Raw genomic sequence first — 20,513 nt, 5'->3', positions numbered from 1 at the left:
TATCAGATGAAGTCGAGCGCACCAATTGCGGCGGCATTGTTGATGCCGGACAACTGAATGAACGTCTCGGTCTGCTGATACGTGCCGTCGCCGTTGTCGTCGACGAAGACGAAAGCATCACCCGAGCCCCACGCGTTGTAGGCGACAAAGATGTCGCTGTCGCCACCACCAGCCATGGCTGCATCGGCCTGCGCGATCAAGGCGGCGAAGTTGCCCACGCCCACCAGACCGGCGTCGAACTCGGTGTAGCCCGGAGCTCCCGCGCTGACGACATCGAGCTTGTCCGTGCCCGTCGCAAAGTCCGTCACAATGGTGAAGTTGTTCAGGAACTGGTGGAAACTGTCGCCTGCGTTGAACAGGAAGGTGTCTGCACCAGCGCCACCAGTGACGTTGTTCACGCCGACGCCAGCGTGGATCAGGTCGTCGCCTGCACCGCCATCGATCGTGTCGTTGCCGAGGCCACCGATGAGGATGTCGTTGCCGCCACCGCCATTGATCGTGTCGTTGCCTTCACCACCGTTGATGATGTCGTTGCCTGCACCGCCGGTGATGTTGTCGGCCGAGCCGCCACCGGTCACATTCAGCGCCAGGAAGGCGTTGGTGATCTGGGACGCATCGAGGTTCAGAACCGTGTCAGCGCCAGCGAGCAGCGGGTTGTCGTGCGCGGAGACGTTCAGCGTCTCGACGCCGTTCGTTGCGGAGGCTTCCTGCGTGCTGTTGACCAGGCGATCGACAGTCGCGTTGTCGAGTTCGAGAACGGCAGTCTGCGTCGCAGCCTGGTCGTTGGTGAACTCGATGGTGCCGACGTTCGACACGCCAGCCAGGTCGCCGATGGTCACGACGGCCGAGTTGCGGACTTCGAGAACGTCGGAGTTGCCCGCGTTGCTCAGCGCAGCCGCGCCACCGTCGATCTGCGCCAGGCCGTTCATGTTGGCGTCGGCCATGATGAAGCGGTCCGCCGTCTCGCCGAAGAACTCTTCGCCGTCATAGCTGAAGTTCGACTGCGCGTTGAGGCTGCGTGCATCGATGGTCACGCCCTGGTTGAAGGAGCCCGTATCGTCGTTCTCCGGATCGTTGTCGTTGACGATCTGGATCAGACGGCCGCCGGTGACCGCCACGCCGTTGCTGGCGATCAGGTCGTTGGTCAGCGTCAGGTTGTAGCTGTTCCGACCGTAGGCGTCGTTGGCGCCCGGCGCGGTGGCCAGGTTGGTGCCGCCGCCGCCCTGGCCGACGAGGTGGATCGTCTCGATGTTGGAGACGTTGGTCCACTCCGACGCGCTGACGTTGATCAGCTTGCCGTGGCCGTCGAGGTAGAGCGTGTCGTCACCTTCGCCGCCGTTCACCTTGTCGCTGATCGACAGACCCGCGGTGGTGTTGTTGAGGGCGTCGAAGATGATGTGGTCGTCGCCCGAGCCGCCCAGGATGGTCTGCCCGCCATTGGCAACGGCCGCATTGTTCGACACGCGGACGATCAGGTCGCCGGTATAGGCCGAGGCATCGACCGTCTCACCGCTGAAGCGCTCGGCAGCGCCTGCGCCCACATCCGTGATCGCCGTGCCGTCCGACTCGCCACCGGACTGGTCGAGCTGCAGGGCGTTGCCGGTCGAGTCGAGGTTCAGGAACTTGCCGGCCTGGTTCTCGCCGAGCACCGTGATCGTGCCCTTGACGTCGGCGATCGAGGCGATCCTGACGCTGTTGGACTCCGAGTCGGTGTCGGTAAGGGTGACGTTCTCGACCTTCGCCGCGTTCAGCGTGAAGTTGAAGCGCGGGTCGATGTTGATGCCGCGGACTTCGTCGTCAGCCTGGTCGACGATGGTCACGCCGACGAGGTCGGACGCGGTGTCGGCAGCCAGGTTGGCGATGATCGTCGTGTCGCCCACGCCGTTGCTGCCGGTCGTGCTGTGCTGGATGACCAGATCAGCCGCAACCTCGGCGGACAGCTTGTTCAGGGTGAAGTCGACCTGACCATTCTGTACGTTGAAGCCATTGTTCGACTCGTTGCGCATGATCACGGACTCGAGGTCGGTGAACAGCGAGGTATCGACAGTCACGTTGCCGGCCCCGAAGTCGTTTCCGCGGATATCGAGGTTCTCGACCGCCGTGACCGAACCCTTGGTGACGCTGGCGAACACCTGGACGGTGTCGTTGCCGTCGCCGCCGTCGATCTTGTCGTTGGCGCTGTCCATGCCGCCCAGCAGACGGATGGTGTCGTCATGCTTGGTGCCGATGAACGAGAAGTCGACCTCGGTGCCCGAGGTGCCGTCCTGGTCGGCAGTGACTTCGTCGCCGAGATTGATCTCGATGGCGGCGTCCAGGCCAGAGGCGTCAATGGTCGTCAGCGAGCCGGCGGCGTTGTCGATCGCGGCGTCATACCTGAACGCTTCGACCTGGCCGCTGCCGCGAACGATGTTGTTGCTCTCGCCCAGCGACAGTTCGGCATCGCCGGTGATGTTCAGGGTCCGGACGTCCTGCATCGACATCTCGTCGACCTGGTTGCCGTCGCCGGTCGAGGCCAGGTTGACGGTCTCGATGCCCTGCGAGCCGTCGTTGCTCTCCAGGCGGATGTCGTCGAGGGTCACGCTGTCGAGAGTGAGGCTGACCTCATCCGCATCGCCGCTGACGGCCTTGTTCACGAAGTAGAAGTGAGCGTGGCTGTTCTCGTCGTTGGAGTTCGACACGCTGATGGCGAGGTCTGCGGCCGACTGGATGTTGTAGGCCTCGAACAGGTTGCCGTCGATGCCGTCGACGTTGAGGTTCTTCAGGCCGGTGGTGTCCTGCAGATCCAGGTAGCCATCACCATCGAGACGCACGTTGACGTTGATCTCGTTGATGTTGTTGAGCGTCGCGTTGATGTCGTTGTCGCCGGTGTCGGCGTCGTTGACGAAGGTGAAGTTGAGCACGTTGTGGGCGCCGGTGCCGGTCAGCACGTCGTCGTCGTTCAGCGTGTTCATCTGGTCGGTGCCGCCCGGCGTGAAGGCGCGCGGCGCGTTGAACACCTCACCCGACAGCGTGTCGCCGTTGACGGTCAGCGTCTTGCCGGGAGCCGGGTCGTCGTTGTCGTACTTGGTGCCGTCGGCGGTCTCGATCGGGATGAAGACGTCGCTGGTTTCCGGCAGGTTGGCCGTGCCGTCGTCGATGGCGGCCTTCAGGTCGTTGATCGCATCGCCGACGCCCTGGTCGTTGGCGACCAGCATCTTGAGCAGCGAGGCCAGCGCCACGACGGCCGGGCCGTCAGTCCCCTGGACGCCGCGCTCGGCAGCCACGCCCGTGTAGAACGCCTGGGCTTCCGCACGGGTGAAGAAGGCAAGGCCTTCCGCCGTCTGGTGCTCGGCCGGCACATAGGCCTCGTAGATGGCGACGAGCTGGTCCTGCAGGGTGGCGGCGCCGGCGGTGATGGCGTCGAACTTCGCCTCGGCGGCCGGGTTGCCCTGGAACAGCGCGTTGACGCTGTTGATGAAGATGTTTTCGGTGTTGAACACGATGTTCGGGTTGTTGGACCCGTAATTCGTCTCAAGCGCGTTGTTGATCAGGAACATGAAGCCGTCGACGCTGGGAACGCCGCCCAGCAAGACTTCGTAAGCGGCTGCGATGCCGGCAAAGGCATCGGGATTGCCATCAATGAGGGCATCCAATTCGGCCAGAGTTGCCATGATTTCTCCTCGAGAAGGTTACAGCCGGACCGTGTAAGGCCCGATCCGGTGCATGCCGTATAGACTCAACCGAAAGTAACTGTCAATTCCACTGTACATGGAATTTCGAGGATGCTATGTCGTCGACCAGGGGTTGATAAGGGGCAGCGCGGGCGTGCATCATGGGCATCAACATTCAGAACCTGGAGCATCCGCTTCGCCGTGAGGGCGGGGCGTGGCTGAAGTCGTTGCGGGAGAATGCCGGGCTCACCCAGCGTGCCCTGGCGATCGCTGTAAACACCGACTACTACACCTTCATTTCGCAGATAGAAAACGGACGCGGCCGGGTCCCGCCGGAGCGCTACAAGGTCTGGGCCGAGGTGCTGAAGGTCGATCCGAAGGAGTTCATGCAGGGGCTCATGCGCTATTATGATCCCTATGGATATGAGATGCTTTTCGGCGAGTTTCCGCAACCGATGGGTGTCTGCGACCAGAATTCGGATGTGGCTTAGGCCGGGCCTTGTCCACAACCTTCCAGCGCACACGTCATGCTTGTTGGTCCCGCAGGGGGCGCGCGGGGACGTTTTGTGCGCAGCTGATCAAGCTTCGCAATAGCAACCACTGATTGCCTGGGGGGCATGCCGCCGCCGGTCCTTCGGGGCTGGTGGCGGCCTTCTTGTTTTCGTTGTCCTCGTCTCGGCGTATCGGCCGAACGCAGGTGATGCCGCAGATGCAAGGGGTAGGCGCGGCGCGGACGACGACCGCGCGACGACTTCCGGCATTTATTGTTGACGATACTTGATTGTAGCCTATCAAGCGTATCTAGTGACGGTTCGTGCTGTCCCTGCAGGGGGTGTGCAGGTGCCTCAGATACTGGAAGTTGACGACAGAATCCGGCTCGCACCTTCGGGGCGAAGGGTTCCGATCTCGATCACATGGCGGCCGTCATGACGCCGTTTCAGTCCGGACGACTTCGGCGCTGGCGACGCATGGTCGAGCGCGGGAGCGTCGGCTTGGCGGCATGGGGTGTTTCAGCCACCCTCGCGGCCGCCCAGACGAACTCCGTTACTGCCGCGGAAATGTCCGTCGCGGACCGTATGGAATCGTTGGAAGGCCTGATTCGGTCGCATCTTTCCGCTCTTCTCGCAGCGATTCCGCGTGTGCCGGAAGAGTTTTCGCGCGCCATGACGATCGCGAGATCGGATGTGAATTCCGGCCGCCCGGGACTCGTGCTGGCGATCCTCATCGGGCTCATCCTGTTCGGATATGCGGCCGAGTATGTGGTTCGCTGGGCGCTTGCCGATCGTTCGATCGGCGGACGCTCGGCGGAAGGGACGAGCACGCTGCAGCGCGGCGTGTTTACCGAACTGCCGTCGCTGCTCGTCTTTGCCATTGCCTCGGCGGGGTTGTTCCTTGTGTTCGAGTGGCCTCCGCTGCTGCGCAAGATCGTTCTCACCTTGCTGGCGGCGTTCATCCTGTTCCGGCTGGTGATGGCGGTGACGCGTGTCGTCGTTGCGGAATCCCGCCCTGTGGCCGACGGCGCCGAGGTCGCTCACATCCCCGCCGGCGGGGATGCGTTCTGGCATTCTCGCATCGGCCTCTTTGCCGGCATCCTTCTGTTCGGATGGGCCCTGGTGAGCCTGATGCGTCACCTGCAGTTTTCCGTTCCGGTGCAGGAACTGATTGCCTATGCGTTCGGCCTTGGCCTTCTGGCCGTCGCCATAGAGATCGTATGGAGACGGCCGAGGGCGCAGCCCGTCTCGCGGCGCAAGGCAGTGCTGCTGACGCTGTTCCTGGGCTTCCTCTGGCTGGCCTGGGTCGCCAACCTGACCGCGCTTCTCTGGCTCGGCATCTATATCCTCCTCCTGCCCAGGGTGGTGGCAGGGGTAGGGCGCTTCACCAAGGCCTATGTCGGATCGTATACCGGTGAGGGCTGGCGCGGCACCTTGACCAAGGTCCTCGTTTCGAGAGGAGCAAGGGCGCTCGTCATCATTGCCGCTGCAGCCTGGCTCTGGGTGGTGTCGCGCAGCAGCGTCGGGGCCATGTCGGGCGAAGAGGTCGCCGATGGCTTGATTCGCGGCGCGGTCAACGCGATCATCGTCCTGCTGGTCGCCGACCTGCTCTGGAACCTTGCCAAGGCCTACATCGACTACAGGCTGGAGGCAGCCACGCAGGCGGGTCTCACCAATCCCGAAGAACTGGCCCGAAGCGGCCGCCTGCGGACCCTTCTGCCGATCCTGAGGAACAGCCTCGCCGTCTTCATCATCGTCGTGGCGGCGCTGACGGTCCTGGCGGGCCTTGGCGTTCAGATCGCCCCGCTGATCGCCGGCGCCGGCATCTTCGGCGTCGCGCTCGGCTTCGGGTCGCAGACGCTGGTCAAGGATGTCCTAAGCGGGGTCTTCTACATGCTCGACGACGCCTTCCGCGTCGGCGAGTACATCCAGAGCGGCAGCTACAAGGGCACGGTCGAGTCGTTCAGCCTGCGTTCGGTCCGGCTGCGGCATCACCGCGGACCGGTCTTCACGGTTCCCTTCGGCGAGTTGGGCGCGGTCCAGAACATGAGCCGCGACTGGGTCATGGAGAAATGGACGATCAACATCACCTACGATTCCGACGTGGAGCTTGCGCGCAAGCTGATCAAGAAGATCGGCGCCGAGCTGGCGGCCGATCCGGAATATGCCGCGAGCACGCTCGAGCCGTTGAAAATGCAGGGCGTCGACAGTTTTGGCGAGTTCGCCGTCGTGCTCAAGCTGAAGCTCAAGACCCGGCCCGGCGAGCAGTTCGGCATCAAGCGCAAGGCCCTCGTAATGATCAAGAAGGCCTTCGAGGAGAACGGCATCAAGATCGCCGTCCCGACCGTCGAAGTGTCTGGCCGTGGCGACAGCGACGCTGCCGTGGCGCAGGAAGTCATCCGCAAGCATAAGGCGACGCAGTCGGCCGCTGCCGGCGCATAATGGCGAGCCGCGTCGCCGGCGCGTTCAGAACAGGGAGCCTTGCCCGCTTTTCTCCGGCCGCTCCTTGCCGGCAGGTTTCTGTCGCGCCTTGGAGGCCTCCGTCGCCGGAGTCGCGACAGCGGCATCGCCCCCGCCGGACGTTGCGGTAGCGTTGCCGTCCGCGAAGGTGAGCACCAGCGCCTGACCGGCGCCGATCTCCGCGGCGCGCTTCACAACATTGCCCTGCGCGTCGCTCACGATCGCATATCCCCGCTCGAGGATCGACTGATGGGAGAGTTTCAGGGTCGCCAGCAGGCGGTCCGCCTGCGTCAGGCGGGCGCGAAGACGCGTCAGTTTTGCATCCTCCGACTGGTTTGCGCGTCGCTGCAACCTCGCAAGGCCGATCTTCAGGTCGGCGTGCCGGCGCAGCAAGGCTTCCGGCCTCAGCCGGCCGGACAGCCGCGTAAACACCTGGCGGCAAGCTTCCGGTCGACGCGCCAGCGCATTGAATGCCCGCTGCGAATCCCGGTCGGCGTGCCGCCGCATATCGCCGATGCGACGCAGCAAGGTCGCAGGAGAAAGCCGTAAGGCACCGAGCCGCGCCCGTTTGCGCTCGGTGCTGGCGGTCAGCCCGCGTGTCAGGCGTCCGGCCGCCTCGTCGAACCTGCGCCGCGGTATGGCCAGAAGCGTATCGGGTGAGGGGAGCGCCCGTGCCGCCGCGCGCATTGACTGTCGCCGCTTGTCGATGTGGCGCACGACGCAATTGTTGAGCCGGGCGAACAGACCGGCGAGGGTGGCCTCCAGATCCGCCTTCACCGGCACTGCGAATTCGGCGGCGCCAGTCGGGGTCGGCGCGCGCACGTCCGCCGCATAGTCGACGAGCGTCCAGTCCGTCTCGTGTCCGACCGCGGAGATCACGGGTATGTCGGAAGCCGCGACCGTCCGGGCCAGCGCCTCGTCGTTGAAACCCCAGAGGTCTTCCAGGCTGCCGCCGCCGCGCGCCACGATCAGCACGTCCGGCCGGGCGATGGCGCCGCCGCGTTCCAGCGCATTGAAGCCGGCCACCGCCGTCGCCACCTCCGCACCGGCGGTTTCTCCCTGCACGCGTACCGGCCAGACCAGCACGTGCAGAGGAAAGCGGTCGGCGATACGGTGCAGGATGTCGCGGATCACGGCCCCCGTCGGCGACGTCACCACGCCGATGACACGGGGCATGAAGGGCAGGAGCTGCTTGCGTGCGGGATCGAACAGCCCCTCCGCTTGCAGGCGGCGCTTGCGCTCCTCGAGCAGCGCCATCAGCGCGCCGGCCCCCGCGGGCTCAAGATTGTCGATGACGATCTGGTATTTCGACGAGCCGGGATAGGTGGTCAGGCGCCCGGTCGCTATGACCTCCATGCCCTCCTCTGGCCGGAAGCGAAGCCGCGACATCGTTCCCTTCCAGACAACCGCCTCCAGTCGTGCGCGATCGTCCTTCAATGCGAAATAGGCATGGCCCGACGAATGCGGGCCGCGGTAGCCGGAAATTTCTCCGCGCACGCGCACATTGCCGTAAGCGTCCTCGACCGTGCGCTTCAGCGCATTCGAGATCTCGCTCACCGTGAACTCGGCGGCGTTCGTCCGTGATTCTGGGATCAAGTCGTCCATCGGGCTATTGAATGCCGCCGCCTGCGGCGGTCAAGGCGAGCGTCCACGCGTCCAGCTCTGATCTCACCATCCCGGTGAGATTAGCGCCGGCTTGCCTCGCTTGGCTCTCGTCATGCTGAGCGCGGCGATCGAAGGGAACTCGATCGCTGCAACGGACTCTGGAACCGTGATGTTGTCCAGGCTTTCGGCAATATGGCGCGCCAGCGCCTCCACCAGGTCCGGACGCTCGGTAGGACCGCGCATGATGCCGATCATGCAGTCAGGCAACTGGCCGAAGCCGTCGGCCTCGTCCAGCACCCTCATGCCGGGGCGAAGGGCGCATTCCGGCAGGATCGAGACGGCCAGCCCGGACAGCACTGCGGCGGTGATGACGGTTGCGGAAAAGCTCGTGAAGAGCACGCGATACTCGCGTCCGCTACGGTCGAGCACGTCGCACGCTGCCCGCCGCCAGATGCAGTTCGGACGCCCGAACGCCATCGGCAAGGGCTTTTCCTCGTGCACGGCATGGTTGGCCGAGGTCACCCACAGCAGCGGCTCGCGACGCACAAGTTCGGATTGCACGTGCTCGTCATTGTGGGTCACCAGCGCGATGTCGAGATTCCCGCGCTTCATGTGCTCGCGTAGCCCAGGCGTCGGCTCGCAGATGACCGAAAGCTCCACCCGTGGATTGGATCGCGAAAACCGCGCCATGATCTCGGGCAGGAAGCGATCCGCATAGTCGTCTGGCGTACCGATCCGGATATGGCCTTCGAGGCTGTTGTCATCGAACGCGGCCAGCGTTTCGCGGTTCAGGCGCAGCATGCGGCGCGCATAGCTGAGCAGTTTCTCGCCTTCTTCGGTCAGCCTGTTGGTGCGGCCGTCCTTCTCGAACAGCGCCTTGCCGATCCGCTCTTCAAGCCGCCTCATCTGCATCGACACGGCCGACTGGGTCCTGTGCACCTCTTCCGCGGCTCGGGTAAAGCTGCCGGTGTCTGCGATGCTGATGAACGTCTGCAACTGGTCGAGATCGAGAGGAGCGGAAGCCATCGGACTGATCCATCACGAATGTTGATGGTGAAGATTAGAAACATTCGTTGGATTAATCAATGACGCCGGACCATATTTCGCTTCATCAGTGAGTTGGCATCTCTGATCAGGCGGACGCATCCCGGAAACGGACGCGTGCGAACGGGAGAGAAATGCCCAGCCGAAATGGAGCCCGTCATGACCACGATCGAACACAGCCATTTTTCAACGCCCAAGGCGCGTCCGGCGATTTCGACCCGGGCCGCGGAACTCGTTGTCAGCGCGTTGAAGGCATACAGGAACCGCCGCGCCATCTACCATCTCGGCAATCTGACCGACACCGAACTGGCTGACATCGGCCTGCGCCGGGCAGATCTCCATCTGGCCGCCCGCTCGCCGTTCGGCGTCGACCCGACCGAACGCTTGGGCGTTATCGCCGAGGCGCGTGCGGAAGAGGCGTCCATACGCCGGGCCGCCTGAGGCGTGATTTCTGCAGGCGTTCCCCGACTCTCAAGCCGGCTTCCCTCCGGCGGCCTGCAGCATGCCCGGTTCTCTCACGAGGACCGGGCTTTTTCGTGCCGGGTGGGGGTCTGCCTGGAACGGCGCCCGCTACCCTCACATGCAGCAGGAGGCTCCCGGTCGGATTGCGGCTACGCTCAAAGGGCCGTTGAGTTTCGCAGTCAACGTCATGTTGACCGGATCGGTCACGGGGTCGTTGGCCGAACTCACGATCTGCCTCGTGAAGGTCTCCCAATCGAAGTGTCGTCCCGGGTTGCTTCGACGCGTCGGATCAACGAGTGCGTGAGAGAAGACGTATTTGAGGTTCGGGTACTTTGCCCAGCAGTATCGAACGATCTGTGCGGTCATGCTGGTTTGCCAGGGCGAGAAAGCATCGGACGCTGACTGCGTGTTGACGATCTCAATGCCGAGCGTCCAGTGATTGATCTTTTGTCGGTTGCACCTTGGCGTGCGTCGCGTTGTTGCGAACGTGCCAGTCGGCCAAGGGTTCACTGACGGCAGCAAGCACCGAACTGCCGTGCCCGTCCTCATCCTCGTCCGGAACGATCCAGTGGGCAGAGGCCTTGCTGCCTCCGGGCTGCTTCCACCAATTCAACGCGCCGGCGGTGCTTGCGCCTGCGGTCGCATGGATGACGACGCCTTCGATGCCGCCTATCGGGTGGTAGACTCGGCTGGAAGCGCGGTTCGCGTTGAACCACCTGATGTCCGAATAGACCGTCTCCGGTATCTTGAATGGCGACGGCCTGCCTGCCTGTGGCAGCTTGAAGAAGTAGCCCTTCGGATCGCCCAAGATCCTCTCCCTCTCTACGGGAGAGAGTAGAGCAAGCCAGGCGATTATGCAGCCAAAACGAGAATGTCCATCAGTAAGTCGCGAAATGCGTGCAGGTTAGCGATGCCGGTCCATTCCCCGCGTGAACTGGTCGAAGATGGATTCAACGCCCTTCTGATACTCGTCGCGCTGCTGGCGGCCCGTTTCGAACATGTCGCCAAAGATGTCGTCGTAAGGATTCTTTTGCCGGCCGCTCGGATTGGCCTGCTGGCGCTGGCGCGGGGCAGGTTGGGGCTGCGGCGCCGGCTGTGCCTGGCCGCCGCCGCGCATCATCTCCTCGAGCACCTTCCCCCACGGGTTGTCGCCGAAAGGCCCGGGCTGCTGCTGGCGTGGCTGGGCTCGCGTTTCCGGAGCCTGGCTCTGCGCGCCGCCGCCGAACATGTCCTGCAGCACTTTTCCGAACGGATTGTCGAAAGGATTTGAAGGTTGGGGCGCCTGTTGGCGGGGCTGTTGACCACCCGCGGTCGAACCGCCTCCCTGCTGCATCATCTGCTCGATGATGTCGCGCAGGGGATTGCTGCCGCCTTCGAAACCGCCGGCCTGCATCTGGTTGGTGGACTGCTTGAACATGCCGCCCATGATCATCGAGGCCAGCGCCGGCAGCATCTGCTTCATGACATCCTGGCCGATGCCGGTCGCCTGTGCGGCCTGGCTCGCCACGGCGCGCGAGAGATCCTTCGAGCCGAAGAGATGGCCGAGAATCCCGTTGCCTTCCGCCATGCCCTGAGGCGAAAAGGCAGCCGAAGCATCATCGAAATATCTCGAATGCTGGCCGCTTGCCAGCGCGGTTAGAAACCCCCCGATGCCATAGGGATCGGCGGCATTCCGCTTCAGCCCCTGGCTGAAGGCCGGCAGCAGCGCTTCCACCGCCTGCTGAACCTGCTGCTGCGAAAGCCCGAACTGCCTGGCCAGCATCTCCATGCCCTGGCCGTTCTGGGACTGGTTGAGCATGTCGAACAGATTGGGCATCGAAACCTCCTCACGCTGGGCTCCCTCTACGCTAGCCAATACGCCGGCACTTTGCCATGATTTGTCGTTGCAAGCCGCGAACTCGTGGCAATGCGGTCGCGAGACATCTTCGGCGGCGGTACAGCCGAAGGTTGAGGAAGCCGGAAGGGGCGAGCTCCAGGTCGTGAACCCATTCGCGTGAACGGTCGAGAAGGGGTGGAAAGCGTAACGGCGGCTATGGCAAATCGACCTGCGTGGACATTGCCCTCACGGCAAGGTGGGTGGGGCCCGGAACTGTATGTCCCAAGCCCCTGGCGTCTAGACCTCCGCCCCAATCGCCCTGCGGATGGCTACTTGCACCGGAGAGGGTGGTAGCGACGGGTCAAACTCACCCTTCGGCAGTAGAGGAGGTTGGGCCATGAAACGAGGCTTGGCTCCGCGATGCGGTTGTGCAGAGTGGACCAGGAAGGGATGGCAGAGATAGACAGTTCCCGCTGGTCCGATGGCCAGCACTTCTTCACAGTCCGCAGTCGATGCGAAGAAGTCAGCGGCCAGTTCGCCGAGCGTGAGACCACCCTCTCCATGTGGTAGCAACTGCTTGGCGATCGCGCGGTGCGACCCTTTCCGAATCTTGGTCGGCGCATCCATTTCCCCAACACCGGAGAAGAGGAACAACATGAGCAGGGCGCGGCCACTGCTTTTCACGTTGACCCGCCACTGCATAAAGTCGGGATTGTCGGTGCCAAAGCTGGCATCGACGTGCCATCCCGCATCGCCTGGATCATTTGGCGACGGGAAACGGACCGGGAATGTGCCCAGACCCTTGGGCTTCAACCATCGCCCCTTTCCGACCAAGGCATCGTACGCACCCTGCAAAAGCGGTGTGTTGGCGGCTTCGACGAAGGGTTTGCCCGTCATGAACCCCAGCCGGACCACGGGCTGTGTCCACGTCTCCGGTGCGTCAGGGGAAAGGCCCATGGCGCTCCAGAGCTGGTTTCGCCCTTGCCTGGCAAGTTCGCCATCGAAGGCATCCTGAAGCTTGAGATACCCGTGTTCAATGAAGTGCGCGATCTGAGCTTGGCTCAGACCGGAATGAGAAGCTTCCGACATTCTATTAAATCTCCGCACGGCCTCCACCCGGGGACAGGCCGCTTATGATCTGAAAGGCACTAGTGTGTGCCGCGACGACTTTCAGTCGTCAGATCAGCGGGAAGAATGTGGACTTATTCATCATCATCATGGGTTGACGATAGCTGTTGAGCTTTTTCACGGCAAGGACTTCATCAGTGGCCAATCGCTGGGCCAGATGGCGATGTCTGGTTTTCAGGACTCGTTGCGCTTCCCCGAAACCTGAAGCACGTCCTCCGTGCCGCCACTACGACAAGCTCGCCGCCGATTTCCTCTCTACGGTCCGGTTCGCCGAAGCGGCAGTGCCGCGCGCCTGCGCGCCTGATCCCCTAATACGCGTACTCCAAAAACACCGGCTCGATCGAGTCGCCCCAGCGGGTGTGGTAGGCGTTGAGCATCTCTTCCGCGCTGGTGGTGCCGCGCGCCACGACTTCGTCGAGCGTATTGAGAAAACTCGTCTCGTCGTAGCCGTCGCGGTTCTTCCGCGCGCGGGCCTTCAATCCGGCGCGCGAGATCGCCAGCACGTCCCGCCCCAACTCGCGCAGGTCCCGATTGCGGAAGCGGGTCGCGATCGCCTGCGTCGGCACGGCGTCGCGCATCTCGCGCACCTCTTCAAAACTCCAGTCGGCCGTCAGCGCCTCCGCCGCGTCCAGCGCCGTCGCATCGTAAAGCAGGCCGACCCAGAAGGCGGGCAGCGCGCAGATGCGGCGCCAGGGGCCGCCGTCCGCCCCGCGCATCTCCAGGAACCGCTTCAGGCGCACGTCGGGGAACAGCGTCGACAGGTGGTTCGCCCAGTCGCCCATCGTCGCGACGCCGTTCGGCACTTCGTTGCGCGCCTTGCCGTCCATGAACTGGCGGAAAGTCATGTGGGTCATGTCGTGGTAGCGGCCATCCCTGATGACGAAATACATCGGAACGTCCAGCGCCCACTCGACATAGTCGGCGAAGCCGAACTCCGGCGAGAAGCAGAACTCCTTGAGGCCGGAGCGCTGGTTGTCGGTGTCGCGCCAGATTTCGCCGCGCCACGATTGCCAGCCGTTCGGGCGGCCTTCGGTGAAGGGCGAGTTGGCGAACAGCGCGGTCGCCAGCGGCTGCAGCTTCAGCGACACCTGCATCTTGCGGCGCATGTCGGCTTCGCTCTCGAAGTCGAGGTTCACTTGGATGGTGCAGGTGCGATACATCATGTCGAGGCCGTGGCTGCCGACCTTCGGCATGTATCGCGTCATGATCTCGTAGCGCGATTTCGGCATTTGCGGCGTTTCGGCGAGCGTCCATTTCGGGCTGCCGCCGAGGCCGAGGAAACGGATGCCGAGCGGCTCGGCGATCTCGCGCAGCTGCGCCAGATGGGCGTTGCCCTCGCGGCAGGTTTGGTGGATCGTTTCCACCGGCGCGCCCGACAGTTCGAACTGCCCTCCGGGTTCAAGGCTGATGGCGCCCTGGCCGGTCGGCTCGACCAGGCCGATGATGCGGCCGTCGTCGATGATCGGGTCCCAGCCGAGCGTCTTCTGCATGCCTTCGAGCAGGGCGCGGATGCCGCGATTCCCGCCATAGGGAACGGGCGCGTTTCCGTCGACATAGAAGGGGAATTTTTCGTGCTCGGTACCGATGCGCCACTTTTCGCGCGGTTTGTTGCCCGCTGCGAGGTAGTCGACCAGTTCGTCGAGCTTTTCAATCGGACGGAAATCCGATGTATCGCGCGCCATGATCTCCGTCCTTCCTGACACTCGCTGACTCTTGGCGGCTGTGATGTACGAGACGCCACGCCGCGATCAAGCAAAAAATCCTGAGCCGATGCTCAACAGGAATTGATGCCGGTCACCAGTCCCCGACCGTCGCCTGGATGACCGCCAGCGCGGCGACGGCTGCGGTGTCTGCCCTGAGAATGCGCGGACCCAGCGGAATGGCGGTGACGAAGGGCAGGGCGCGCAGCATGCGCCGCTCGTCCTCGGAGAAGCCGCCTTCCGGGCCGACCAGCAGTGCGAGCTTCCGATCCTGCAGCGCCGAGAGCTTTGGCAGGGGATTGTTCGTGTCGGCGTCCTCGTCGCAGAAGATCAGCCGCCGGTCCGTCTCCCAGTCGGCGAGCAGCCGATCCAGCCGCACGGATTCGCGGACGTCCGGAACGGCCAGTATGCCGCACTGCTCCGCCGCCTCGACCACATTGGCGCGCAGCCGCTCGATGCCAGGTTTCGCCACCTGCGTGTGCTGCGTGGCGACCGGCTGCAGCACGCCGGCCCCCATCTCCACCGCCTTCTGCACGAGATAGTCGAGCCGGCCCTGCTTCAGCGGGGCGAAGCAGTAGATGAGGTCGGGATGGGGCGGCTGCGGCCGGGTCTCTTCCACGGCGGTCAGTTGCATGGATTTCTTCGTCCGCGCCGAGATGCGCGCCAGCCACTCGCCGTCGCGCCCGTTGAAGACCAGCACTTCCGCGTCCTCGGCGAGCCGCAGCACGTTGGCAAGATAGTGGCTTTGTGTCGGGCTGGTTTCGAACCGCCGCCCCGCCTCAAGGTCATCCGGCACGAAGAGCCGCTGCATTCTGTAGTTTGCCCGCATCTGCAAGACATGCGCGGTGCGTTCGTTCCGGTCAAGCGGGAGGCTGATCGATCCGGCTTATTTGCGTGCGCTCCCTGCGGGCGACGCGTCTTCGGCCCAGACCGGACGGTAGCCGTTCCTCAGGGCACCCACTGTCGAAACCGGTGTGAGCAGGATCACCCCTTCGGTCCCTACTGCGTCGGCAATCCCGACGCCTGCCTCGTATCCGCCAAACGTCCAGCGATGGGCCACGCCGTCGCCAAGCGCGAAAGCCGCCGCGCCGGTTGCGACCATCGCCCCGGCGGGCAATGCGACTAGATCCGCGACGCCGAGGCGACGCCGCACCCCACCCGACGCGAGCCGCTCGCGGTGCAGCCGCGCGTCGATCTCGGCGACTTTCGGCCGCGCGATCCCGAGCGCCCGGCCAAACGCCTCGGCATAGGCGTTAGCCTGTTCGCGCCGGCAGTAGAAACACGGGCGGTGCCCGGCGGCGAGCGCCGTCACCTCGTCGAGGAAGAACAGCTCCGTCCACCCGGCATTACCCGACGGCGCATTGCGTCCCATGACGTCCCGGCGGCGACCACGGAATTCGCACACGCAGATGATCCACGCCCTGGTGCTCCAGCGCCGTCGCAGCAGGGTTTTCGTCCGCGGATCGTGGATGACGCCCCGGTTGCCGGTGAAGATGCCGCGCGCCGCCGTTGCGTGGATTTCTCCGAACGGATCGACGCGGTTTTGGAGCGGCACGATCGATCTCCTTCTGTCCGGGCCGCGTAGCCGACCATCATCGAGGCGGTTCCCTCGAGATCGACGATGACGAAGCTGGTCCTGGTTGCCGCCTCCTCGATGGCGTCGATGACGCTGTCCTCGCTGATGTCGCTGACGACGGTGAGGTTGTCGGGCTTGCCCGGCCGGCGCGCCCATCGCGACACCGGCTTGTTGGGATCTGGGCTGCGCAACACGTCACCTGAGATGTCCCGGCTCAGGTTTTCAGTCCACGATCAAAGAATCCCGTTCTGCTACCAAGAAACACCAGCCCCACGATCACGGCGAGTCCTACGTAGGCGTTGGTATGAGCGGTTACCAACAAGCCGAAGGCAAACCCTGCGCCAACAACGGCGCCGAAGAAAACCTTCATTGGCTTGCCTCTTCCGCGCCAGGCAGCGCCGACTGAGGTAACCAGCCCCACCCCGGCAATAAAGGCATAGAGACCCCATTCCGATCGCAGATATGGCCAGAGTAGCCCGCCTGCAGTCGCAGCAACGACGACAATCAGAAGCCGCAACCAGAAGTTCACTTTTTTCGCCCTCCGCCTACCCGACCTTGAGGCAGCATCATTGTGTCAGCGTGTCAACACGGTCACCAGAGCCGGTAGATGATAGTTTCCAGCATCGAAGGCCGCGACGGTCCCCTGACCGTTCCGGCACGGCGGAAGGAGCCGCTTTGGGACTTTTTGGCGTTCTCTGCCACATGAGCGATAATGCAACAGGCCCATTGGGCCACAGTGCATGTGATTGTTAGCACATATACTACAAGGCGCGTTGCCCCAATAGGGGCTTGTGTGCGACGATAGTCGGGCTTTGCGTTAGCGTAGCTCCTAGCAATGCACTTGAAGAACGAGCGATCCGGCATGACGACATTTTGATTGAGATTGGTGCCTATCGCGTAAATATTTCGACTCAGAACACTCAGGTCTTTGAAGATTCGCATTGATAGCACCGACTAATTTTTCCTTTCAGAATATAGCAACAATTGCCTTTGTATTCCTGCAATTGCTGTTCATCGTTTTCGCGCCGGGCCTTCTTCCGCTTGAACATTACTGGAACCCTGACAGCCCTGAGCTTGCTTTGCACTGCAGTGAGCCCAGCTATCGGCTCATCAGCAGCCTATATGCATTTCATTTTTGGTTCGGCTTTGTTATAGTTGCTTCAACTGCCTTAGTTATTTGCGTCTCCATAGTGTTTCATCTTAATTTTTCATTATTTGCCGTCCTTGGTGTTCTTATTCTTCTTCCGTATTTTACTTTGTATTTTTCCGATCTAAATTTTGGTCCACGCAGTGTTGTACGAATCGCCTGCAGAGGTGACTATTATTCGTTCCTACTCGTACAGATAATTTTCTTTTCATTCGCATTCTACCTTGCGATCTTACAGGCAAGGGTAATGTTTGTTCATTTAGAGCGGGGGCGGGGCAAATGACTGCGACATCACAGGCAAATGATACGGCAACCTGGGACGACATAGCTTTGACGATAGGCCTGGTGGCAGCGGGAGTGACCGGCGTTGCCCAGAAGTATCAGCCCGGAACCCGCCATGTCGCAGAAGCGCGTCCTTGCCGTCCACAACTTCGATCACACCGGCCTCGGCAATCTCGGGACCGCGCTCGCAGAGGCGGGCATCGAGATCGACGTTGTCATGGCGCATCTGGACGAGCCGCTGCCGGCCGACGCGAGCGGACACGATGCGATTGTCGTGCTCGGCGGCGGCCAGAATGCGCGTGACGACGACAAACATCCGTATTTCCCTGCGCTCCTCGACCTCATCCGGGACTTCGAAGCACGCGACCGCGCCGTCCTGGGCATCTGCCTCGGCAGCCAGCTGATGGCGCGCGCCTTCGGCGGCGACAACCGCATCGGCGGCGCCACCGAATTCGGCTGGCACGACGTCACGCTCACGGAAGAGAGCAGGAGCGATGCGGTTCTGTCGGGGCTGCCCGGCAGCTTCCCGATCTTCCAGTGGCACGACGACACCTTTGTCCTGCCCGCGCGCGCCATCCATCTGGCGGCAAGCCCGGTCGCAACGAACCAGGCTTTCCGCATTGGCCGCGCCGCCTACGGCTTCCAGTTCCACTTCGAGGCCGATCGCAGCCTGGTGGCCCAATGGAACAGGGATTTCGCCGGCTGGATCGAGGAGCGCCAGCCCGACTGGGCGGACCGCTCCGATTCGGAATCCGCTGCCCACGGACCGGCCGCCGACGCTGCCGGACTGGCCATCGCGCGCGCCTGGGTGGCCGCCATCTGAGGCGTCCCGCCGCGGGTGACGTAGCGGGTCCCGGGCCCGAGCGTGACAATTTTGGCACGCTCCGAAAAAAGGCGTGGGATATCGGATCCAAGCCTCGATTTCCCGCGTTTGGGCCCATAGAACGCCGCCGCGCAGCGGTGGTCGGCAACACATTTGAAACGCTGAGTGCTTTAATTTGTCAGGATCGGCAACAGAGATGACTCCCTTGAAATCCCTACTCCTGACTGTGTTCATGATCTCCGGCATTGCGGCGTGGGGTATCGGGATCTACTCCGCCGACGCTTCTGCCGATCACGTTGCGATCGACGGCTACGGGGTCACCGCCGCCGTACGCTGACGGTCACGCCCGCACTGCGATAAACCGTTTCTCCGCGCCCTCGATTGCAAGCGCGGTCAACACGCCCGTGCGGTAGCAGCCGGTATCGATGTTGACGCGGTTGGGCAATGTCTCCGGCGCATCGCACGGCGTATGTCCGTGCACGATGACCTTCGGGTGCAGATGCGGGTAGTCGAGGAATTCGTCGCGGATCCAGATCAGGTCTTCGGGCGTCTGCCGCTCGAGCGCCACGCCCGGCCTTATGCCCGCATGGCAGAAGAAGAAGTCGCCGAAACGCGCCGAGTAGTCCAGGTCGAGGAGAAAGCCGATGTGACCGTGCGGCAGCGCGCGCACCAGCGCGGCGTGCCCACGCTCGAGCGCGAACCGGTTCGAGAAGTCGAGGGCGACCCCGTACGAGCGCGCCGTCGCCGGGCCGCCGCAATGGGCGAACAGCCCGTTGGGGACAGCCGTTTTAAGGAATTCGACGAAGCCGGCCTCATGGTTGCCGCGAAGCATGACGTGGCGCGGGTCGCGCTGGCGCGCCTCAATGAGGTACGCGATGACGTCCTTCGACTGGGGACCGCGGTCCACGTAGTCGCCGAGATGGATGATCCGCCAGTCGGCGGGTCGGTCCCGCGCGATCTCGCCGTGGATGTGGGCGTGCATGGCCTTGAGCTGGACGAGGCAGCCGTGGATGTCGCCGATTGCGTAGAGCCGCACGCCGTCCGGCGCGCGGGCTCTTGCGAAATCGATGCTGCTGTCAGCGCCTGTCGCCATGCCCGCGAGGCTACCACGCCAGGCGCGCAAGTCGAACCGCTGCGCGCCGCGGCTATCCCCGGTAGAGAAGCTCCGGCCCCACGTCCTGGATGTCGCGCTTGCCGCATAGCGCCATGGTGACGTCGAGTTCCCTGCGGATGATCTCCAGCGCGGTCGTCACGCCCCGCTTTCCGAAGGCGCCGAGCCCGTACAGGAAGGGCCGCCCGATAAACGTTCCCTTGGCGCCGAGGCAAAGCGCCTTGAGTACGTCCTGGCCGGAGCGGATGCCGCCGTCCATGTGCACCTCGACCTTGTCACCGACCGTATCGACGATCTCGGGCAGCACCGAGATGGAGGAGGGGGCCCCGTCGAGCTGGCGGCCGCCATGGTTGGAGACGATGATGGCGTCGGCGCCGGTCTTGGCGGCCATCACCGCGTCCTCCTTGTCGAGGATGCCCTTGAGGATCAGCTTGCCGCCCCAGCGCTTCTTGATCCACTCGACGTCCGCCCATGACAGGCGCGGGTCGAACTGCTCCGCCGTCCACGACGAGAGCGACGACAGGTCGCCGACGCCCTTGGCGTGGCCCACGATGTTGCGGAAGGTGCGCCGCTGTGTGCCCAGCATGCCCATGCACCAGGCAGGCCGCGTCGCCATCTGGTAGATGTGCTTGGGCGTGAATTTCGGCGGAGCGGAGAGTCCGTTGCGGATGTCCTTGTGGCGCTGGCCGAGGATCTGCAGGTCGAGCGTCAGCACTAGGGCAGAGCAGTTGGCGGCCTTGGCCCGGTCGATCAGGTTGTTGACGAAGTCCCGGTCGCGCATGACGTAGAGCTGGAACCAGAATGGCTTCTTCGTCACCGACGCGACGTCCTCGATCGAGCAGATGCTCATGGTCGACAGTGTGAACGGCACGCCGAATTCCTCCGCCGCCTGCGCCGCAAGCATCTCGCCGTCCGGATGCTGCATGCCGGTCAGGCCGGTCGGCGCCAGCGCCACCGGCATCGAGACCTTCTGGCCGATCATCGTGCTTTCGAGCGAACGGTCGGTCATGTCGACCAAGACCCTCTGCCTGAGCTTGATTTTGGCGAAATCCTCCTCGTTGGCGCGATAGGTGCCTTCGGTCCAGGCGCCGGAGTCGGCATAGTCGAAGAACATCTTTGGCACCCGCCGCCTGGCGAGCGCCTTCAGATCGGCGATTTCAACGATGGTGGACATGGGAACTCCGCAAACAGGCAATGATGGCGGCCACCGCGGCGCGC

General features: G+C 63.4%; 19 protein-coding genes. 6 read left to right on the top strand and 13 right to left on the bottom strand.

Going from position 1 to position 20,513, the window contains the following annotated elements:
• Positions 1-2: 2 nt before the first annotated feature.
• Positions 3-3,650 (bottom strand): beta strand repeat-containing protein, encoded by a 3,648-nt coding sequence (locus tag PD284_RS20810; protein ID WP_274630035.1) that lies wholly within the window; start codon positions 3,648-3,650, stop codon positions 3-5.
• 161 nt (positions 3,651-3,811) lie between these two features.
• Between PD284_RS20810 and PD284_RS20805 the strand changes: the two genes are divergently transcribed.
• Positions 3,812-4,141: a helix-turn-helix domain-containing protein gene (locus tag PD284_RS20805; RefSeq protein WP_274630034.1), complete on the top strand. Its 330-nt coding sequence runs from the start codon at positions 3,812-3,814 to the stop codon at positions 4,139-4,141.
• Positions 4,142-4,708: 567 nt separating this feature from the next.
• Positions 4,709-6,583 (top strand): mechanosensitive ion channel family protein, encoded by a 1,875-nt coding sequence (locus PD284_RS20800; RefSeq protein WP_274630719.1) that lies wholly within the window; start codon positions 4,709-4,711, stop codon positions 6,581-6,583.
• A 24-nt stretch (positions 6,584-6,607) separates the two neighbouring features.
• Here the strand turns inward: PD284_RS20800 and xseA are convergent, their stop codons facing one another.
• Entirely contained in the window at positions 6,608-8,206 is a 1,599-nt protein-coding gene (gene xseA, locus PD284_RS20795) for an exodeoxyribonuclease VII large subunit (protein ID WP_274630033.1), read from the bottom strand.
• Between the two features lie 63 nt (positions 8,207-8,269).
• Complete coding sequence (locus PD284_RS20790) at positions 8,270-9,232, bottom strand: LysR substrate-binding domain-containing protein (protein ID WP_274630032.1); 963 nt, start codon at positions 9,230-9,232, stop codon at positions 8,270-8,272.
• Positions 9,233-9,409: 177 nt separating this feature from the next.
• On the opposite strand from PD284_RS20790, the gene PD284_RS20785 reads away from it, so the two are divergent.
• Complete coding sequence (locus PD284_RS20785; RefSeq protein WP_274630031.1) at positions 9,410-9,691, top strand: DUF1127 domain-containing protein; 282 nt, start codon at positions 9,410-9,412, stop codon at positions 9,689-9,691.
• 135 nt (positions 9,692-9,826) lie between these two features.
• Here the strand turns inward: PD284_RS20785 and PD284_RS26950 are convergent, their stop codons facing one another.
• The 8 genes from PD284_RS26950 to PD284_RS20750 all read right to left on the bottom strand — a co-directional run bounded on the left by PD284_RS26950 (position 9,827) and on the right by PD284_RS20750 (position 16,461).
• Positions 9,827-10,222, bottom strand: a complete 396-nt coding sequence (locus PD284_RS26950; protein WP_411956282.1) for a hypothetical protein — start codon at positions 10,220-10,222, stop codon at positions 9,827-9,829.
• Entirely contained in the window at positions 10,131-10,520 is a 390-nt protein-coding gene (locus PD284_RS20780; protein WP_274630030.1) for a hypothetical protein, read from the bottom strand. The genes PD284_RS26950 and PD284_RS20780 overlap by 92 nt, the downstream gene beginning before the upstream one ends.
• A 96-nt stretch (positions 10,521-10,616) precedes the next feature.
• Complete coding sequence (locus PD284_RS20775; protein ID WP_274630029.1) at positions 10,617-11,528, bottom strand: DUF937 domain-containing protein; 912 nt, start codon at positions 11,526-11,528, stop codon at positions 10,617-10,619.
• 297 nt (positions 11,529-11,825) lie between these two features.
• Complete coding sequence (locus PD284_RS20770) at positions 11,826-12,617, bottom strand: phytanoyl-CoA dioxygenase family protein (RefSeq protein ID WP_274630028.1); 792 nt, start codon at positions 12,615-12,617, stop codon at positions 11,826-11,828.
• 347 nt (positions 12,618-12,964) lie between these two features.
• Positions 12,965-14,338, bottom strand: a complete 1,374-nt coding sequence (locus tag PD284_RS20765) for a glutamate--cysteine ligase (RefSeq protein WP_274630027.1) — start codon at positions 14,336-14,338, stop codon at positions 12,965-12,967.
• Between the two features lie 112 nt (positions 14,339-14,450).
• Positions 14,451-15,185, bottom strand: coding sequence for a 16S rRNA (uracil(1498)-N(3))-methyltransferase (locus PD284_RS20760; protein ID WP_274630026.1), 735 nt, complete (start codon positions 15,183-15,185; stop codon positions 14,451-14,453).
• 57 nt (positions 15,186-15,242) lie between these two features.
• Positions 15,243-15,911, bottom strand: a complete 669-nt coding sequence (locus tag PD284_RS20755; RefSeq protein WP_274630025.1) for a hypothetical protein — start codon at positions 15,909-15,911, stop codon at positions 15,243-15,245.
• A gap of 235 nt (positions 15,912-16,146) precedes the next feature.
• Entirely contained in the window at positions 16,147-16,461 is a 315-nt protein-coding gene (locus PD284_RS20750; RefSeq protein ID WP_274630024.1) for a hypothetical protein, read from the bottom strand.
• A gap of 412 nt (positions 16,462-16,873) precedes the next feature.
• Between PD284_RS20750 and PD284_RS20745 the strand changes: the two genes are divergently transcribed.
• From PD284_RS20745 to PD284_RS20735, 3 genes are all read left to right on the top strand, one after another.
• On the top strand, positions 16,874-17,362 hold the full coding sequence (locus PD284_RS20745) for a hypothetical protein (RefSeq protein WP_274630023.1): 489 nt from the start codon (positions 16,874-16,876) through the stop codon (positions 17,360-17,362).
• A 114-nt stretch (positions 17,363-17,476) separates the two neighbouring features.
• Complete coding sequence (locus PD284_RS20740) at positions 17,477-18,184, top strand: type 1 glutamine amidotransferase (RefSeq protein ID WP_274630022.1); 708 nt, start codon at positions 17,477-17,479, stop codon at positions 18,182-18,184.
• A 205-nt stretch (positions 18,185-18,389) separates the two neighbouring features.
• Positions 18,390-18,521, top strand: coding sequence for a hypothetical protein (locus PD284_RS20735; RefSeq protein ID WP_274630744.1), 132 nt, complete (start codon positions 18,390-18,392; stop codon positions 18,519-18,521).
• Between the two features lie 3 nt (positions 18,522-18,524).
• Here PD284_RS20735 and PD284_RS20730 read toward each other — a convergent pair whose 3' ends face one another.
• Together PD284_RS20730 and PD284_RS20725 are read right to left on the bottom strand one after the other, a co-directional pair.
• Positions 18,525-19,277, bottom strand: coding sequence for a metallophosphoesterase family protein (locus tag PD284_RS20730; RefSeq protein WP_274630021.1), 753 nt, complete (start codon positions 19,275-19,277; stop codon positions 18,525-18,527).
• A gap of 52 nt (positions 19,278-19,329) precedes the next feature.
• Entirely contained in the window at positions 19,330-20,469 is a 1,140-nt protein-coding gene (locus PD284_RS20725; protein ID WP_274630020.1) for an alpha-hydroxy acid oxidase, read from the bottom strand.
• Positions 20,470-20,513 lie beyond the last annotated feature (44 nt).

The organism is Mesorhizobium shangrilense (genome assembly GCF_028826155.1).
In the GTDB taxonomy this organism is placed as follows: Bacteria; Pseudomonadota; Alphaproteobacteria; order Rhizobiales; family Rhizobiaceae; genus Arvimicrobium; species Arvimicrobium flavum.
The sequence above is the reverse complement of the archived record's forward strand: the minus strand, read 5'-3'. Positions and strand labels throughout refer to the sequence as shown.